This is a genomic window from Devosia submarina, assembly GCF_003056345.1.
GTDB classification, from domain to species: domain Bacteria; phylum Pseudomonadota; class Alphaproteobacteria; order Rhizobiales; family Devosiaceae; genus Devosia; species Devosia submarina.
In genome coordinates this window covers 31,354-48,191 of the sequence record NZ_PYWB01000014.1, presented here as the reverse complement: position 1 = coordinate 48,191, position 16,838 = coordinate 31,354, and the positions used below count along the sequence as shown (strand labels likewise).

At 62.5% G+C, this 16,838-nt stretch carries 15 protein-coding genes; 4 read left to right on the top strand and 11 right to left on the bottom strand.

The window, feature by feature from the left end:
- Positions 1 to 102 precede the first annotated feature (102 nt).
- Positions 103 to 975 carry an ATP-binding protein gene (locus tag DDE77_RS17820; RefSeq protein ID WP_108398834.1) on the top strand — a complete coding sequence of 291 codons (873 nt, stop codon included), beginning with the start codon at positions 103 to 105 and terminating at the stop codon, positions 973 to 975.
- Between the two features lie 423 nt (positions 976 to 1,398).
- Here DDE77_RS17820 and DDE77_RS17815 read toward each other — a convergent pair whose 3' ends face one another.
- The 11 genes from DDE77_RS17815 to DDE77_RS17765 all read right to left on the bottom strand — a co-directional run bounded on the left by DDE77_RS17815 (position 1,399) and on the right by DDE77_RS17765 (position 14,335).
- Entirely contained in the window at positions 1,399 to 2,730 is a 1,332-nt protein-coding gene (locus DDE77_RS17815) for a M23 family metallopeptidase (protein ID WP_108398833.1), read from the bottom strand.
- Positions 2,731 to 3,063: 333 nt separating this feature from the next.
- The gene (surE, locus tag DDE77_RS17810; RefSeq protein WP_108398832.1) at positions 3,064 to 3,834 is read right to left on the bottom strand and encodes a 5'/3'-nucleotidase SurE; all 771 of its coding nucleotides are present in this window, start codon (positions 3,832 to 3,834) and stop codon (positions 3,064 to 3,066) included.
- Positions 3,834 to 5,162 carry a serine--tRNA ligase gene (gene serS, locus DDE77_RS17805; protein ID WP_108398831.1) on the bottom strand — a complete coding sequence of 443 codons (1,329 nt, stop codon included), beginning with the start codon at positions 5,160 to 5,162 and terminating at the stop codon, positions 3,834 to 3,836. Before serS ends, surE begins: the two co-directional genes overlap by 1 nt.
- A 176-nt stretch (positions 5,163 to 5,338) precedes the next feature.
- Complete coding sequence (tatC, locus tag DDE77_RS17800) at positions 5,339 to 6,157, bottom strand: twin-arginine translocase subunit TatC (RefSeq protein ID WP_108398830.1); 819 nt, start codon at positions 6,155 to 6,157, stop codon at positions 5,339 to 5,341.
- Between the two features lie 3 nt (positions 6,158 to 6,160).
- Entirely contained in the window at positions 6,161 to 6,850 is a 690-nt protein-coding gene (gene tatB / locus DDE77_RS17795; RefSeq protein ID WP_108398829.1) for a Sec-independent protein translocase protein TatB, read from the bottom strand.
- A gap of 41 nt (positions 6,851 to 6,891) precedes the next feature.
- Complete coding sequence (gene tatA / locus DDE77_RS17790) at positions 6,892 to 7,101, bottom strand: twin-arginine translocase TatA/TatE family subunit (RefSeq protein ID WP_108398828.1); 210 nt, start codon at positions 7,099 to 7,101, stop codon at positions 6,892 to 6,894.
- Positions 7,102 to 7,266: 165 nt separating this feature from the next.
- Positions 7,267 to 7,905 (bottom strand): SMC-Scp complex subunit ScpB, encoded by a 639-nt coding sequence (gene scpB / locus DDE77_RS17785; protein ID WP_108398827.1) that lies wholly within the window; start codon positions 7,903 to 7,905, stop codon positions 7,267 to 7,269.
- Entirely contained in the window at positions 7,902 to 8,690 is a 789-nt protein-coding gene (locus DDE77_RS17780) for a segregation and condensation protein A (protein WP_108398826.1), read from the bottom strand. Before DDE77_RS17780 ends, scpB begins: the two co-directional genes overlap by 4 nt.
- A 171-nt stretch (positions 8,691 to 8,861) precedes the next feature.
- Entirely contained in the window at positions 8,862 to 11,186 is a 2,325-nt protein-coding gene (locus DDE77_RS17775) for an SPOR domain-containing protein (RefSeq protein ID WP_157959930.1), read from the bottom strand.
- Between the two features lie 179 nt (positions 11,187 to 11,365).
- Positions 11,366 to 13,111: an arginine--tRNA ligase gene (gene argS / locus DDE77_RS17770; RefSeq protein ID WP_108398824.1), complete on the bottom strand. Its 1,746-nt coding sequence runs from the start codon at positions 13,109 to 13,111 to the stop codon at positions 11,366 to 11,368.
- 33 nt (positions 13,112 to 13,144) lie between these two features.
- A complete protein-coding gene (locus tag DDE77_RS17765) occupies positions 13,145 to 14,335 on the bottom strand; it encodes a deoxyguanosinetriphosphate triphosphohydrolase (protein ID WP_108398823.1) in 1,191 nt (396 codons plus the stop codon).
- An 85-nt stretch (positions 14,336 to 14,420) separates the two neighbouring features.
- On the opposite strand from DDE77_RS17765, the gene DDE77_RS17760 reads away from it, so the two are divergent.
- The 3 genes from DDE77_RS17760 (at position 14,421) to xth (ending at position 16,782) form a co-directional block, all read left to right on the top strand.
- Positions 14,421 to 14,771, top strand: coding sequence for a HesB/IscA family protein (locus tag DDE77_RS17760; protein ID WP_108398822.1), 351 nt, complete (start codon positions 14,421 to 14,423; stop codon positions 14,769 to 14,771).
- Between the two features lie 61 nt (positions 14,772 to 14,832).
- Positions 14,833 to 15,951, top strand: coding sequence for a serine hydrolase domain-containing protein (locus DDE77_RS17755; RefSeq protein ID WP_108398821.1), 1,119 nt, complete (start codon positions 14,833 to 14,835; stop codon positions 15,949 to 15,951).
- Positions 15,952 to 16,002: 51 nt separating this feature from the next.
- Positions 16,003 to 16,782 carry an exodeoxyribonuclease III gene (gene xth / locus DDE77_RS17750; RefSeq protein ID WP_108398820.1) on the top strand — a complete coding sequence of 260 codons (780 nt, stop codon included), beginning with the start codon at positions 16,003 to 16,005 and terminating at the stop codon, positions 16,780 to 16,782.
- Positions 16,783 to 16,838: the final 56 nt, after the last annotated feature.

The window sequence follows — 16,838 nt, the reverse complement described above, 5'->3', positions numbered from 1 at the left end:
CGCCCCGGTCAAAATCGGCCGGACTATACATTTGCACCCCTGTGATTGCAAAGGCATTCAGGGGGTCGCAAATTGCCGCGCCGACCAAAGGAAGCCAGAACAATGAAAAGCAAAGACCACCTCGCCCAGATCGCCCAGACGCTTGGGGAAATTGCTCAATCATTGAAGGCCTTGGCGCCGACAGCTCACGAATCGAATCCGCTAACGGGCGATGCGGACGCCTACCATTGGGATGGCGATGCCGGAGTGTTGATGCCGGTGCCAGTGGTGAGCCGAGTTCCCCTGGCCATGCTCAAGGGGATCGATGCGGTGCAAGACATCCTCCTGCGCAACACGGAACAATTCGCCCGCGGACATGGCGCCAACAATGCCCTGCTATGGGGCGCACGGGGCATGGGCAAGTCGTCGCTGGTCAAGGCGATCCATGGCGACATTGTCGGGCGCGAGGGTTTCGAGCGGCTGGTGCTGATCGAGATCGCACGGGAGGACCTTGATTCCCTCCCTGCCCTGATGCGGCGGATCGGGCGGGAGAAGGCAAGGTTCATCGTATTTTGCGATGACCTCAGCTTTGACAATGGCGAGACGAGTTACAAATCGCTCAAGACGATTCTGGATGGCGGGCTCGAGGGACGACCGGAGAACGTCCTTTTCTATGCCACATCCAATCGTCGGCACCTCATGCCGCGGGACATGATCGAGAACGAGCGCTCTACGGCGATCAATCCGGGCGAGGCCGTGGAAGAGAAGGTGTCGCTCTCGGACCGGTTTGGGTTGTGGCTGGGCTTCCACAATTGCGACCAGCCAACGTTTCTCACCATGGTGCGGGCGTATGCCGACCATTTCGGGTTGCAGATCGATGACGAGACGCTGCGGGCGCGGGCGATCGAATGGGCAGCGACGCGTGGCGCGCGCTCCGGGCGAGTCGCTGTGCAGTTGGTGCGGACACTGGCTGGGGAGTTGGGGAAGAAGGCTTGAGGAGCGAGGCGACGCGAGGGGCGGTTCACTGGAGTGGCGCCACATCTGCGATCGTCATCCTCGGGCTTGACCCGAGGAGTCTTCGCTTGCGGAAGGAGTGTTGGAGTGTAGAGCCCTCGGGTCAGGCTCGAGGGTGACGATCGGTCGATGATAGGCGGCCGCGTCGAGTGGGGCCACTATTTCAGTAGGCCTCATGGTTAGCCTGTCGAACCATGGGGGCGTGGTAGGATAGCTCCACTCGCTCGACCTCGTGGTTCGACAGGCTCACCATGAGGCCTTTGAGCGTTTAGTGTGGGCTGCCATCATGGTGGCTCAGCAGCCCACCCTTTTCCCTTTCCGCAAAGTAGCAGGCTGTCGACTGGGAAGCTCGGGATCTAAAAAGCAAAACCCCGCCATAGGCGGGGGTTTCAAATTGTTCCGAACCTAGCTGGCGAGCAGCGGGACGGGGTCCACGGGGGTCGCGCCTTTGCGCAGTTCGAAGTGGAGCTGGGGCTTGGTGACCGAGCCGGTCATCCCGGCGGCGCCGATGGTGTCCCCGCGGGAAACGTTGGCGCCCTTGGTGACGTTCATGGAACCGAGGTGGGCATAGGCGGAGACATAGCCATTGGGGTGGCGGATCAGGATCAGGTTTCCGTAGCCTTCAACGCCCGAGCCCACGTAGATCACGGTGCCGTTTTCGGCAGCTTTCACGGGCGAGCCTTCGGAGGCTTCGATATTGATGCCGGTGCCCTTAGAGGAGGCGAAATCGGTCAGGATACGGCCGCTGACGGGCCAACGGAACTTGTCGCTGGTTGTTGCGGCGGCAGGCTGCGCAGCGGGCGCCGTTGCGACCTGCGTTGGAGCAGCCGGTGCGGGAGTGGCTGCTGGAGCTGGCGTTGGGGTTGCGGCAGGTGCTGCAGCCTGGGGCGCGGCGGCTGGCGTCGTCTGCAGCGTGTTGGCGGCAGCTGGCAGGGTAGGCTGGGCCGGCGCAGGCGTTGTCGCGGCAGGAGCGGCGCTGGCGATTTGGGTTGGCGCCTTGGTGGCCAGCAGATCAGCGCGGCCCGGAATGATAACGGACTGACCGACGACGATCTTGTCTGGCGAGGACAGGCCATTGGCCTGGACGATCGCCTGGGTGGTCACTTCATAGCGGCGGGCGATGGTGTAGAGCGATTCACCGCTGGCAATGGTGTGGCGGAAGCCGTTGCCGTTGGCGGATACGGCCGGCGCGGGCGTTGCGGCAACAGTTGGAACCGAATTGTTGGTGGGCAGGCTGCCGAGTGCGGCTGGAGACGGCATCGGAGCGGCCGAAGCGAAAGCGGGCTGTGCTTGCATGGCTGGAAGGGATCCCTGGGACGAGGAACTCAATACTGGAAGGTCTTGGGACTGGACGGAGGGCGCGGAGCCGCCCGTCGGCAGGGGCGCGAGTGGCTGGCTGTAGGCCGTCTGCGCTGGCTGATTCCATGCGGGTTGCGCCGCAGGCTGGCTGTTCCAGGCGGGCTGGGCCGGCTGGTTGTTCCACCCACCACCATTGCCCAAGGGCGCTGGCGGGAGAAACTGGTTTTCGGCAACCATGGCCTGGGGTGCCCCAAGGCTGGATGGCATGCGCTGGTTGACCGATGCGGGAGCCGACTGCCCTATCGAGCTTGTCGTTGTATTGTCGCTGAATGCGCGACTGCCCAGGCTGGAACAGCCGGAAAGGGCAATGGCAGCAGTAACCAGACCGGCCATTGCAACAGCGCTTTTCGGCGCCTGACGGCATACGCGGATATTCATCAGCTAACTCGTACGCAGGTACTCAACACGAGATTGAATCTAGGCGGGTAAGGTAAAGACGAGTTTAAAGCCGATGCGATTTGAGCAAAATCGTAAGGGGCCGATTTGGGATTGGGTAAGGTTAAGAGCGGTGGGGGTGTGATGGCGGCGTAGGACCGGCACCTCGGCAGCACTCACGCGGGGTCATCCTAGGCTTGATCCGAGATGCATCCTGAAACGGATGGATTGAGTGCGGCGGTTACTAGAGCCACTTTGCGGCGGGGGAGGAATCTCGAGATGGGCCCCGGGTCGAGCCCGGGGTGACATCGAGTGCGTGGCGAGGGTGTGCCGACCCTACAGCGAGAGCATGCCCTTGAGGCGCTGCACGACGGCCATGTCGGTTTGCTGGAGCATCATGGGGGTGACGGTGATGAAGCCGTCGCGGCGCATGGTTTCGAAATCAGCTTCGGGATCGAGCGGCAGGGGCGTTTCGGGAATGGCGACGAAGAATTTCCCGGCGTTGTCGCTTTGATAATAGCGGAAAGGTGAGCGCGAAAAGCGCTGGTGGGGCACGACAGCAATGCCGCGTGTTGCTGCCGGGTCGCAGAAGGGGAAATTGACGTTGTAGTAGTGGTCCCGCGTGTTGCCGGCCGCAGCAATGATGGCGCGAGCTGCGGCAAGGCCGTGTTGGCTGGCATTGGACCAGTTGACCTCACGGCCATGCTCGTAATTGATCCCCTGGCTCATGGCTATGCCAATGGCACCTTGGAGGGCGCCTTCGCGCGCGCCGGCAGCTGTGCCAGAGCAATTGACGATATCGCCAAGGTTCTGGCCGGCATTGACGCCGGAGAGTACCACATCGGCTGGATGGTCGCCCAGGAGGTGGGTCATGCCGGCGACCACGCAATCGGCGGGGGAGCCGCCGACGATGGAGAAGGTGCGAGGGCCGCGCTGGTCGATGGCGAGTTCGTGGCCGAGGGTAAAGCGGTGCCCTGCCCCCGACTGGTTGCCATCGGGCGCAACGATCCAGACGTCGTCGCTGAGCCTGTTGGCAATGTCCGCCATGATGGCAATGCCTGGCGCATCCACGCCATCGTCATTGGTGATGAGGATGCGCAGGGCCATTACTTCCCACCAATGGAGGTGAGGCCACCCATGTAAGGCTGCAAGACTTCGGGGATGGCGACGGAGCCATCTTCCTGCTGGTAGTTTTCCATGACCGCGATGAGGCAACGGCCGACGGCCGTGCCGGAGCCGTTGAGCGTGTGGACAAAACGCGGTGCCTGCTTTTCGCCGGCGGGACGATAGCGCGCATCCATGCGGCGGGCCTGGAAATCACCGCAGACCGAAACCGAGGAGATTTCCCGATAGGTGTCTTGGCCAGGTAGCCAGACTTCAAGGTCATAGGTCTTCTTGGCGCCAAAGCCGATGTCGCCGGTGCAAAGGTTCATGACGCGGTAGTGCAGGCCCAGTTTCTGGAGCACCGCCTCGGCGCAGCCGAGCATGCGCTCGTGTTCGTCGACTGAGGTTTCGGGCGTGGTGATGGAGACCATCTCCACCTTGTTGAACTGGTGCTGGCGCAGCATGCCGCGCGTGTCGCGACCGGCCGAACCGGCTTCGGAGCGGAAGCACGGCGTAAGGGCCGTGAGCCGCAGGGGGAGTTCTTCTTCGCCGAGAATGGATTCGCGCACGAGATTGGTGAGCGGCACCTCGGCGGTGGGGATCAGCGCGAGGCGGCCTTCGCCGTGGGGCGTAAAGAAGAGGTCTTCTTCGAACTTGGGCAGTTGGTTGGTGCCGAAAAGAGCTTCGTCACGAACCAGAAGGGGCGGCTGGACTTCGGTGTAGCCGTGTTCGGTCGTGTGCAGGTCCAGCATGAACTGCCCCAAGGCGCGTTCGAGGCGGGCCACCTGCCCTTTCAGCACCACGAAGCGGCTGCCGGAGAGCTTGGCGGCGGTTTCGAAGTCCATCTGGCCTATGGCTTCGCCGATCTGGTAGTGCTCCTTGGGCGCAAAGCTGAAGCTGGGCTTGGGGGCACGGGCCTTGGCAGCGGTTTCGGCAGTGCCGTTGCGGCCGAAATATTCGACGTTGTCGTTTTCATCGACGCCAGTGGGAACGTCGTCGAAGACGAGATTGGGGATAACCGAGAGAGCGTTGCGCAGCTCGAGCTCGATCGCGCGCTCCTCGGCCTCGCCTTGCGGGATCATTTCCTTAAGGCCCGCCACTTCCGCCATCAGCTGCTGGGCCTTGGCCTCATCCTTTTGCGCCTTGGCCTGGCCGATCTGCTTAGACAAGGCGTTGCGCTTTTCCTGCGCTTCGTTGAGGCGCACGATGATGTCGCGCCGCTTGTCATCGATGGCAAGCAGATCGGAGGAGCGGACCGACACACCTTTGCGCCGGGAAATGGCAGCATCGAAGGCTTCGGGATTGGCTCGGATCCACTTGATATCGAACATCGTTTGCTTCGGGGCGCTGCCCGCCTCTGGTTTGGGTCTGGATTGTCTAAGGTGGATGGGGGATGACCGCAATCCCGAAAAGGGGAGCGGTTGGCTGCTGCAGAAGTGCAGGCCCTCGGGTCGAGCCCGCGGGTGACGATCGGGGGGTGGGGCACCAGCGGTGCGCTGACCGCTACTTACGGCTTGGACGTGCCGGTGAGTTCGGCTTCCTGGGCAGCCAGGGCTTGGGCACGGCGTTTTTCGACCATGCGGACCGAGATGATGGCCAGCTCGTAGAGCATGTACATGGGCAGGGCGAGGCCGATCTGGGAGATCGGATCGGGCGGCGTGATGAAGGCCGCGAACATCAGGATGCCGACGATGGCGTAGCGGCGCCCCTTTTTGAGCAGATCCACATGGACGAGGTCGATCTGAGCCAGCAGGGTTAAAATAACCGGCAGCTGGAAACAGATGCCAAAGGCCAGGATCAGCAGCATGGCGAGGCCGAGATATTCGCTGACGCTGGTGAGCATCTCGATATCCTCGGTCTGCATGCCGGCAAAGAAATGCAGCGCCATGGGCAGGACGATGAAATAAACGAGCGCGGCGCCGGCCAGAAAGAAGATAGGCGTGGCAATGAGATAGGGAATGAAGGCCTTGCGCTCGTGCTTGTAAAGACCCGGCGCGACGAACATGTAGATTTGGCTCGCAATGATCGGAAAGCCGAGGAAGATGGCGCCAAACAGGGCCACATTGAGATAGGTGAAAAAGAGTTCCTGAGGCGCCGTGAAGATGAGGTTGGCGCCAGGAACGGCCCGCTTATAGGGGATCAGCAGCCAATCATAAATGGTGCTGGCGAAGATGAAACAGAACGCCATCAGCGCAACAATGGTGATGGCGGAATAGATCAGGCGCTTGCGCAGCTCGATGAGGTGCTCGAGAAGCGGTGCTTCGCTGCCAGCGAGCTCGTCCTCGGGCGTCTTGGTCTTGTCCTCGATCTGCTTGGCGTCGGCCATAACTTATTCGTTTCCGGCTTGCGTAGTGTCTGGCTTGGGCTTGCGTGACGTGCGCGCCTTGGGCGTGGGAGCGGCCGGCGAATCTGCTGGTTCGGTCGGCAAGACGTTTTTCTTGGCCGCTGGCTTACGGGTGCGCGGCTTCTTGACCGGCGGGTCCATGTCGATGGGCTGTGATTCCGCGGGCGCGGGCACGGCGTCGAGCGCAGGAAGCTCCGTGGTAACGACGGGGCGCGTGGGCGACGGCTCGGCTTTAACAGGCTTTTTCATAGGCGGGGCCTCCGCAGGGGGTTGAACCTCCAGCGGCGTCTCACCGGCCGCTGGTGCAGCCACGACAGGCGCGGGCTCGGTCATGCCCGCCCTCGCCCGTATTTCATCGACAACGCTTTCGACCTTGGGATCGGTCGGCTTGATGACGCCACTTGGCTTGGGGCCAGTCGGCGTCATGGTGTTAAACTCACGCCGGATCTCTTCGCTAGTCTTTTTCAGCGGCGCCGTGATCGAATTGCGCAGATTGCGCACTTCATCAAGGCCAGTGGTCTTGTTGATCTCGCGCTGGAACTCATTGCCCATGCGGCGGATCTGACCAACGATCTTGCCGACGCGGTTCATAACCACCGGCAAATCCTTGGGGCCGATAAAAATCAGCGCGGCGACACTGATCACCAACATCTCAGTCCAGCCCAAGCCGAGCATAGTCTTATTCCTTCAGAGCAAGGGCAAGTCAGGCGAAAGCGTCAGACGACGTCTTTCTTTTCGGGCTCGCGAACGTCGGCGGTCGTCGTGACGCGATCGACGGGACGATCATCGTCGTCCTTCATGCCCTTCTGGAAGGCTTTGATGCCCGAGGCCACTTCACCCATCATGCCCGAAATCTTGCCGCGGCCGAACAGCAGGATAACCACGACGGCAACTACGAGAATACCCCAGATACTTGGCGCGTGCATATGTCTCTCCCTAAAAACTCAGTACGCGTTACACGCGAAATGTAGGTCAGAAATAGGTTTAATCGCTCTGAAACACAAGAACGTGTTCCCCAATCAAGCGTCTCGGGACATCTTGTCCCACGCTTAATCCCCTATTGGAAGGCCGGAACGCATTCGCCTAGCCATTCACTCGTCGGTTTCGTCGCCATCGAGAGGATCTTCATCTTCGCGCAGGGCGCCGTCGAATGGTAGCGGGATCTGCAGATCGGGCGGCAGGCGGCCGGAAAGAAGGCCGGAGCCCTTTAGCTCCTCAAGACCCGGCAGGTCGCTGAGCGACTGAAGGCCGAAATGATCAAGAAAGGCTTCGGTCGTGCCATAGGTGACGGGGCGACCGGGCGTGCGGCGGCGGCCGCGCATGCGCACCCAGCCAGCTTCCATCAGCAGGTCAATAGTCCCCTTCCCCGTTGCGACGCCGCGCACCTCCTCGATTTCGGCGCGAGTCGCCGGTTGATGATAGGCGATGATGGAAAGGGTTTCGAGCGCAGCGCGGGAGAGCGAGCGCGTTTCCTGCTCTTCACGGCGCAGCAGGAAGCCGAGATCCTCGGCGGTTCGGAAGGCCCATTTGTCGGCGCGCTGGACCAGATTGACACCGCGGCTGGCGTAGCGCTGCTGCAGCATCTTGAGGAGTTGGACAGTGTTGGCGCCCTGCCCCAGATAGATTGCCATTTGCGATGGAGCCAGCGGCTCGGCTGAAGCGAACAGCAGCGCTTCAAGGATACGCAGATTGCGTTCGGTGATTTCGGTGCGCTCGTCCAACTCGGTCACGGCGTATCGGCCTTGCGGCGGCGCATGAACAAGGGGCCAAAGGTCTCGGTCTGCCGCAGGTCAATCTTGCCCTGGCGCACCAGTTCAAGGCTCGAGGCAAAGCTCGAAGCCCGTACGGTGGCGCGTTCCGCGGGGGTGGTCAGGTATTCGGCAAGATAGGTGTCCATGGGCACCCATTCAAAGCTGTCGCCGATCAGACGCTGGAGAATATCGCGGGCATCCTGCAGTGACCAGACTGTGCGCTGCAGGGGCGTGTATTCGGTGATCGAGCCGCGCTCGCGCTGGGCGGAATAAGTTTTGAGCAGATCATAGAGCGAGGCTTCCCAGAGGCTGGTGCGCTGTATCTGGATGGGTTCGGGCATGCCGCGGGCATAGACCTGAAAGCCGAGACGCGGCCGACTCATCAACTGATTGGCGGCCTGGCGCATGGCCTCGAGACGCTTGAGGCGGAACTGGAGCATGGCAGCCAGCATCTCGCCCGAGGGTTCCTCGTCCGATGGGGCGCGGGGCACCATGAGGCGGCTTTTAAGATAGGCAAGCCAGGCTGCCATAACGAGGTAATCGGCGGCAATCTCGATCCGCTTCTCGCGAACCTTCTCGATAAAGGCGAGATATTGCTCGGAGAGAGCAAGGACGGAAATGGCGGCGAGGTCTACCTTTTGCCGCCGCGCCAGATCGAGCAGCAGATCGAGCGGGCCCTCATAGCCGTCCACATCGACATACATGACGTCGTCAGCAGCCGGGGGAGCCGGCGTGTCGAACCAGTTTGTCGGTGTTTCGGTCATGGGTTCAGGGTGCCGCTCGGGTTTGGCGGCTATCCTTGGAGGCTTGGGTGGGGGGCGTCAAGCGGGGGCTGAGAAACCCGGCGGCCGTGGCTGCATCTCGAGATGAGCCCCGGGTCGGGGCCGAGGTGACATTGTGGGTGCGGCAAGCGCGGAACCACAATTGGAAGGGCGTTACATCGTGAAGCAGTCGCCGCCGGCGGCTTTGACGTTGGTGCAGATGTTGGAGGCTTGTTCCAGGGAATTGGCGGGGACGCGGACGCGGTAGAATATGCCCCGGTCACCGAGGTCGACGCGCTGGACTTCCATGTTGGCGCCGCCGAACAGCGGGCCAAAGCGGGTGACGAGGCCCTGGGCCGTGGCGCGGGCTTCGGCTTCTGTGCGCTGCGAGGCGAGCTGCACATAGGCCGGGGCGTCGTTGGAAACGGCGGGCACTTCGGTAGCGCCAGGGATGTTGACGGATGGCTGGGCGGCTGGAGGCGGCGGCAATTGCTGTGCTGCGGCCAAGGCCGCGGAGTCCTGCCCGATTGCGGCATTTGCCGGCGTTGTTGGCGCGGCGGCCTGAGGCCGCTGCGCAAAGCTTGAGGGTCGCTGCAAGGGGATGACCGTGGTCTTGCCTGGCAAGACATTGCCCGCTGCGTCGACGGCCGGAACCGTTGCACCAGGGGTGACTACTGGCACGGGCGGAACCTCGGGGGTCGGCGGGAGGGCCGCGGCTTCAGGCGCTGCAGGGGGCGGCACGGCGCCAGCTTCAGATGCTGGACTTGCTGGCGCTGCGGCAGACGGATCGGCCGGAGGTGGCACGGCGCCCTGAGCAGCGAGCAGTTCGGGGCTTGCGGTCTGTGCACCCGGGATTTCCGGAACATTGGGGCGATCCACTGGGAGAATCGTGCTGCCGGCAAGGCTGTTGTCGGCGCTCACGATCGTGCCGTCGGGGCGAACCGTGACAGTGCGCACCTTGCGGTTGGCAAGGCCCTCGGAGCTGATGTCGGGTGCGACAGGGGTTTGCGTTACTTCATTGAGGTCGGCCTGATCGCGCGAAACAAGCTGCTCCTCGGCGCCGGGAACAACGCCTTCCATCTCGTTGAAAACAACGGATTGCTGTTGCGAAGCAGCCTCGGGCTGGGGCTCGGGCGTTTCCTTGACCGGGGTGGCGTCTGCCGTGAGCAAGGGCGGCGGGCCGCTCTCGCCGCCGCTCAAGCCAAGCACCCAATAAAGGCCAAAGCCTGCTGCAAGCAGCAAAACAAGCGCAATGAGCGGACCGGCCAGAGCGCGGCTGAAGCCAAGCTTAGGCATAGCGAAGGCACGCTTCTCGCGGCGACTGCGCGGCTCGACCTGATCTACCTCGGGCGCTTCCACCCAGCCGATTTCGGCGCCCGATGCATGGGCGGCAGCCAGGATCGCCTCGTCGGCGCTCGAAACGCTGCGCGGTGGCGGCGGAGCCTGCTTGGGCACTTGCGGGGTAGCGAGACTGCGAAGAGCGGGACGTTCTGCTTTCGGCGCCGGCTGAGGCGTATCATCGAGATCCACACGTACGGCACGCCCGATCAGGCTTTCGATCTCGTCGATTGGATCAAGGCCGATATTGTCTTCGACTGCCGGCCTTGCCGCGGCGGGCGCAGGCACCTCCACAACAGGCGCGGGTTCCGCGCGAACGGGCGTTGGGGCCATGGTCGGCTGGGCCGTTGTGGCGGGCGGCGGAGCGGATACGGGTTCAGGTGCCCTGGCTTCTGCCGGCGGGGTCGCAGGCTTGGCGGAAAGACCAAAAACCGGCGGCACCTTGAACTTATCCTGCTCGGGGCGCGTGGGCTCCGGGCGCGGCGTTGGCTGCAAATTGACTGGCCGCAGCTCTGGCTGGGGTTGGCGATCCTGGCTTGCTGACGCAGGCGAGGAATTGACGGGCTGCCAATCGGCGCTCGGGTTTGCGGCAGGCTGCGGGCGCTGGGCGGGTTCGGCAGGGGCCGCCGCAATCGGGGGCGCTGTTGGAATGATGGGGGCAGCGGCTTGCTGTTCGCTCGCCAGTTCGGCCGCGATCAGATCGGCGATGCTGTCGTGCTCGATGGGTTGGGGCGCTGCAGATTCGGGCATGGGGGCCGGTGCCGTCGCGGGCTCGGGCGGAACGGTCGGCGCAGCCTGCTGGGGCTCAACAGGGGCCTGTGCAGGCGCAGAAGCTTCCTTGCGCTGGCCGAGCTCAAAGGCGAAGCTGAACGTGTCACGTTCATTGCCGGCCGCGGACGCGGGTTGCTGGCGCACGGGTTCCACAATGGTGGTTGCGGAGGCCGCAGGTGGCACCGCCGAGGGGATGCGAACAGGCTCTTCGCGGCGCGGGGCAGCGGCATTGGCGGGTTCACCGGGGATACGCACGGTGAAAGGCGACGGGGTGGCTGCCTTGGGAGGCGGCGTGTCCTGCGCATCCTGGGCCATCAGCTTGGCCAGTTCGGCAATCAGATCATCGGCGGCGTCGGAGTTTCCGGCCATTGGCTGCGGTTTCGCTGTCATCAAGCAGCGCCCTCTAGAGCCTCATGCGACCCGGCAGCGCCAGATCGCCTGCTCTTTAATGGTTGGTGCATCGTCCAAGCGAGGAACGGGTGTCCCCTTCCCCGCCCGATGCTCTAGGTTTTACTACGGTGCCCTTGGTGGGCAATTTTGCCGCGAGTCAACACAGTATTGCGCCCGAATTATGAAAGCTCCTCGGGAGCGGAGACGCCCAGAATTCCCAGTCCGTTCACGATCACCTGCCGGACGGCATCAACCAGTGCGAGTCGCGCCAGGGTTAGCTTTGGATCCTCAGCATTAACAAACCGTAACGAGGGATCATCCTTGCCCTTGGCCCAGAAGCCGTGGAAGGCCGCGGAAAGCTCGTGGACATAGAAGGCGATGCGGTGCGGTTCGTGCGCGATGGCGGCGGCCGTGACCGTGCGCGGCCAGGCTGCGAGCACGCGGACGAGGTCGAGTTCGGCTGCTGATTGCAGCAGGCTCACATCGGCAGCCCGGAGTGCCTCGGGCGAGACATCGAGCTCGGGCAGATCGCGGGCGGCGGTCTTGAAGATCGAGTAGGCACGGGCATGCGCGTACTGGACATAGAAGACAGGATTGTCCTTGGTCTGTTCCTTGACCAAGGCGAAGTCGAAATCCATGGCCGCGTCGTTCCGGCGGTACATAAGCATGAAGCGTGTGGCGTCGGCGCCCACTTCCTCAACCACATCGGCCAGGGTGACGAGGTCGCCGGACCGCTTGCTCATCTTGAACGGCTCGCCGTTCTTGAGGAGTCGCACGAGCTGGCATATCCGCACGTCCATGTCGGCTTCGTTGAGCGAGACGGCCTTGGTGGCAGCCTGGAGGCGCTTGACGTAGCCCGAGTGGTCGGCGCCCAGCACATTGATCATGTGCTTGAAGCCGCGCAGATATTTGTTGCGGTGATAGGCAATATCGGCCGCAAAATAGGTGTAGGAGCCGTCGGACTTGACCAGCGGGCGATCCACGTCGTCACCGAAATCGGTGGCGCGGAAAAGGGTTTGCTCGCGGTCTTCCCATTCGTCGGGCGTCTTGCCCTTGGGAGGCTCAAGGCGGCCTTCGTAGATCATGCCCTTGTCGCGCAGCCAGGCAAGGGTGCTCTCGATGTCACCGCCCTGCCCGTGCAACGTGCGCTCGGAAAAGAACACATCGTGGTGTATGTTGAGCTTGGCAAGGTCGGCCTTGATCAGCTCCAGCATGGCAGCAAGGACGCGCTCCTTGACGAGCGGGGTGACTTCCTCATCGGGCTTGCCAAGAAGGCTATCGCCGAATTCGTCCTTAAGCGCCTGGCCAACGGGGATCAGGTAATCGCCGGGATAAAAGCCCGGGGGAATCTCGATAGTTTCCCCCAGCGCTTCGCGATAGCGCAGGAAGGTGGAGCGGGCGAGCGTGTCGATCTGGCTGCCGGCATCGTTGATGTAGTATTCGCGGGTGACCTCGTAGCCGGAATAGCTCATGAGTTCGGCCAGCGTGTCGCCGAACACAGCGCCGCGGGTGTGGCCCACATGCATGGGGCCCGTCGGGTTGGCCGAGACATATTCGATGTTGACGGCTTCGCCGCCGCCTAGGCTTGAGCGGCCAAAGGCGGCGCCCTGCTCACCGATGGAGCGCAGGACCTGGTGCCACAAGGGATTGGCCAGGCGGAAATTGATGAATCCGGGGCCGGCGATCTCCACCGAGGTGACATCGGGATCGTTGCGGAAGTGCTCGACCAAGGCGCCGGCGATCTCGCGCGGGTTCTTGCCGAGCGGCTTGGCAACCAGCATGGCAGCATTGGTGGAGAGATCACCATGGGCGGGATCGCGCGGGGGCTCTACCACGATGCGGGCCAGGAGATCGGCGCCGGCTTCGGGGAAGAGTGACTGCATCGCCTGGGCAATGCGCGCGGAGAAAATGGCGAAAACGTCCATGGTGTACTCGGGAGAAAAGCTTGAGGGGCCGGACTAAATCAAATCCTGGCCACCGTCAAACAAGCGGGCGTGTTCCTCGAAGGCATAGGGGTCGGTCATTCCGGCGATGAAGTCGGAGACGATGCGGGCGAGAGGGAGTTCGTCGGCGGACATGGCTGCCACGCCCCAGCGGCCCGGCATGTCGCGATTGGCCATGTAGCTTTGGAAAAGTTCGGTGACGATCCTTTCGCTTTCGCGCACGGGCGCCATGACGGCTTCGTGGCGGTAAACACGCTCAAACAGGAATTGCTTGAGACTTCGCTCGGCGGCGGCCATATCGGGCGAAAAGCCAATCAGCGTTTGGCCGGCATTGCGCACATCTTCGGGCGATTGGACGCCGGATGCGGCGATGTTGGCACGGCTAGTTGCAATCACGTCCTCGATGGAACGAGTGATGAGGCGGCGTTGGACTTCATGGGCCTGCCGCTTGGACGGCGCGTCGGGATAGCGGTGGAGCACTTCGCGCACGATTGGACCGGCGAGTGGCACGTCCTGGAGGTCTGCCAGCGTGATGAGGCGGGCGCGCAGGGCGTCGTCGATGTCATGAGCATTGTAGGCGACGTCGTCGGCAATGGCGGCGGATTGCGCTTCAAGCGAGGCAAAGCTGGAGGGACGCAGATCCGCAATCGCCCGGATGTCGCCTATGCCGTCGGGTAGGCCCTCTTTGGCATAGCGGCCATACGGCGTGCCATCCGGGTTGGTCAGCGGGCCGTTGTGCTTGAGGATGCCTTCAAGTGTTTCCCAGGTGAGATTGAGGCCGTCGTGCTCGGCATAGCGATTCTCAAGCAGCGTGACCACGCGCATGGCCTGCAAATTGTGATCGAAGCCGCCATAGGGAGCCATGCAGGCGTGGAGCGCCCGTTCGCCGGCATGGCCAAAGGGCGTGTGGCCCAGATCATGCGAAAGGGCGATAGCCTCCGCCAAGTCTTCATCAAGCCGGAGTGCACGGGCGATGGAGCGCGCCATCTGGCTGACCTCAAGCGTATGGGTCAGGCGGTTGCGATAGTGCTTGCCGCTATGCTGGAGGAATACCTGCGTCTTGTATTGGAGGCGCCGAAAGGCTGTGGAGTGAATGATGCGGTCACGGTCGCGCTGGAATTCGCTGCGTGTGGGGCTGGGGCCAGTGTCGTGCAGGCGTCCCAGGGAGTGTTCGGGCTTGCTGGCGTAGGGAGCTGTTTCGCTCATCGGTGATGTTTATGGCCCTTTTCATTGACGGCAAGAGTTACTATTTTAGCCTTACCGTTCATTCTTGACGCGGCATGGATTTGATATGACCGACACCGCCCTTGTCTCCCCCAACGTGGTTCTGACCGATCGGGCTGCAAAGCGCGTCTCGCGGATTTTGTCCAAGGAGCCTGCGGGTACGGTCCTCAGAATTTCGGTCGCGGGTGGTGGCTGCTCCGGATTCCAGTATGAATACAACCTCGTACAGGAAAAACCTGGGAGCGACGACACTGTTCTGCAAAAGGGCGATGCCGTGGTGCTGATCGACTCCATGAGCCTTGAGTTCATGGGCGGATCGGAAATCGACTTTGTGGATGATCTGATCGGACAGGCCTTCCAGATCCGCAACCCCAATGCGGTGGCTTCTTGCGGCTGCGGAACAAGTTTCGCGGTTTAACTTCCCCAGCAGATGGTTCTAAGGTCCCCGCGCAAGCGGGGATTTTTGTTTGGGGAATCAGATGAAGATGGAGCAGCGCCTTGATGCGGTGGTGAACCGGGCAATCGAGGAGAAGCGGATCGTGGGGGCCGTGTTGCTTGTGCGCAGGCATGGCGAGGTCCTCTACGAGAAGGCGCATGGTCTGGCGGACCGGGAGAATAGTGTCCCCATGCGGCTGGACACGATTTTCCGGCTGTCTTCGCTCACCAAGCCGATCGTTGCGGCGACGATCCTGGCCATGGTTGAAGCCGGCAAGTTGCGGCTGGAGGATCCAGTTACGCGCTACCTGCCAGAGTTCAAACCGAAGCCGGCGGATGGCAGCGTGCCGGAGATCACGATCCACCATTTGCTGACGCACACTTCGGGAGTGAGCAGCGCTTCCATCCTGAGCGAGGACGAGATTGCGGCAGGCGTGAACCGGTGGCGTTTGGGTACCGGGGAGATCCTGCGCCGGCTGGCAGCGCTGTCTTTGCTGTTTGCGCCGGGTGAAGGCTGGTCCTATGGGCCCTCGATCGATGTGCTGGGGGCTATTGCCGGCAATCTGGTGGGCGGCAAGCCGGAAGATGCCATTAGGCAATATGTAAGCGGGCCGCTGGGGATGGTGGATACGCGGTTTACGGTGACAGACACTGCAAGGCTCGCGGCGGCCTATGCCGATGGCGAAAATGGCGCCGTGTTGATGGGCGATCCGTATAGTGTTCGCAATGCATCTGGGGGAATCACGACCTATGATCCGGGCCGCATCTTTGACGCGGAGGCATTCCAGTCTGGTGGCGGCGGCATGGCGGGTAGCGGGCCGGACTTCATGATGCTGATCGAGGCACTTCGAACAGGCGGTGGCGCGATCTTGAGCCGGGATATGGTCGCGATGGGCCTTGCGAACCAGACGAGGCAATTGCAGCAGGCGCAAGGTCCGGGCTGGGGCTTCAGCTATTTCGGGGCATGGCTCGACGATCCGGCGTTGGCAGGTTCGCCCGCCGCACGCGGCACCAATCGCTGGGGCGGCATTTATGGGCACAATTGGTTTTTGGACCCGGAGAATGGCTTGTCCGTTGTGTCGATGAGCAATACGGGCATTGAAGGGTGCGACGGACCATTCAAGGACCAGATGCGCGATGCGGTGTATTCCGCCCTTACGTGATTGCCCGGTGAAGGGGGTAGCGATAGCCTTGCCCCAAGGTGGAGATTTTTGATGCGCATAGCGACCTGGAACATCAACGGCATTAAGGCCCGTCTCGAAATCCTGCTGACCTGGCTGGCGCAGGAGAAGCCCCACATTGTGGTGCTCCAGGAAATCAAGTCGGTCGACGAGGCATTCCCCCGCGCCGAGATCGAGGCGTTGGGCTACAATGTGGAGACGCATGGGCAAAAAAGCTGGAACGGCGTTGCGATCCTGTCGCTCTTGCCATTCGACGAGGTGTGGCGCGGTCTGCCCGGCGACGAGAGCGACGAGCAGGCGCGGCTGATCGAGGGCGTGTTCTCGGTGGAAAGCGGTGTCGTGCGGGTCTGCGGCATCTATCTGCCGAACGGCAATCCGGTCGATTCCGAGAAATTTCCGTACAAGCTGGGCTGGATGCGTCGGCTGGAGAGCTTCGTGGAAGGACGATTGGCTCTGGAGGAGCCATTCATCCTGCTTGGCGACTTCAACCTCATCCCCGAGCCGATCGATGCGCATAATGCTGAGGGGTGGTGGGGTGATGCGCTGTTCCGGCCGGAGAGCCTTGAGCGCTGGCGGACGCTGGTGAATTTGGGACTGACCGATGCCGTTCGTGCGACGACGAGCGAGCCATCCTATACGTTCTGGGATTTCCAGGCGGGCGCTTGGCGGCGCAATGCCGGGATCAGGATTGACCACCTGCTGCTATCGCCCCAAGCCGCCGATCGGCTGGACGGCGTCAGGGTGCACAAGGAGGTGCGGGGCTGGGAGAAGCCGAGCGACCATGTGCCCGTTGAGGGACAGTTCAGCTTGTAAGGGGCTGCTGCGTCCGGCGGACGTGGGGGATCTTAGGATGGATCCCGGCTCAATGC

Bases quoted from the DNA above. Each gene is read 5' to 3' on its own strand.
- DDE77_RS17780 (WP_108398826.1), bottom strand. From the start codon at position 8,690: ATGACCGAAACACCGACAAACTGGTTCGACACGCCGGCTCCCCCGGCT.
- tatC (WP_108398830.1), bottom strand. From the start codon at position 6,157: ATGGCCGACGCCAAGCAGATCGAGGACAAGACCAAGACGCCCGAGGAC.
- DDE77_RS17760 (WP_108398822.1), top strand. From the start codon at position 14,421: ATGACCGACACCGCCCTTGTCTCCCCCAACGTGGTTCTGACCGATCGG.
- DDE77_RS17765 (WP_108398823.1), bottom strand. From the start codon at position 14,335: ATGAGCGAAACAGCTCCCTACGCCAGCAAGCCCGAACACTCCCTGGGA.
- tatA (WP_108398828.1), bottom strand. From the start codon at position 7,101: ATGCACGCGCCAAGTATCTGGGGTATTCTCGTAGTTGCCGTCGTGGTT.
- DDE77_RS17755 (WP_108398821.1), top strand. From the start codon at position 14,833: ATGAAGATGGAGCAGCGCCTTGATGCGGTGGTGAACCGGGCAATCGAG.
- argS (WP_108398824.1), bottom strand. From the start codon at position 13,111: ATGGACGTTTTCGCCATTTTCTCCGCGCGCATTGCCCAGGCGATGCAG.
- DDE77_RS17815 (WP_108398833.1), bottom strand. From the start codon at position 2,730: ATGAATATCCGCGTATGCCGTCAGGCGCCGAAAAGCGCTGTTGCAATG.
- DDE77_RS17820 (WP_108398834.1), top strand. From the start codon at position 103: ATGAAAAGCAAAGACCACCTCGCCCAGATCGCCCAGACGCTTGGGGAA.
- xth (WP_108398820.1), top strand. From the start codon at position 16,003: ATGCGCATAGCGACCTGGAACATCAACGGCATTAAGGCCCGTCTCGAA.
- DDE77_RS17775 (WP_157959930.1), bottom strand. From the start codon at position 11,186: ATGACAGCGAAACCGCAGCCAATGGCCGGAAACTCCGACGCCGCCGAT.
- tatB (WP_108398829.1), bottom strand. From the start codon at position 6,850: ATGCTCGGCTTGGGCTGGACTGAGATGTTGGTGATCAGTGTCGCCGCG.
- serS (WP_108398831.1), bottom strand. From the start codon at position 5,162: ATGTTCGATATCAAGTGGATCCGAGCCAATCCCGAAGCCTTCGATGCT.
- surE (WP_108398832.1), bottom strand. From the start codon at position 3,834: ATGGCCCTGCGCATCCTCATCACCAATGACGATGGCGTGGATGCGCCA.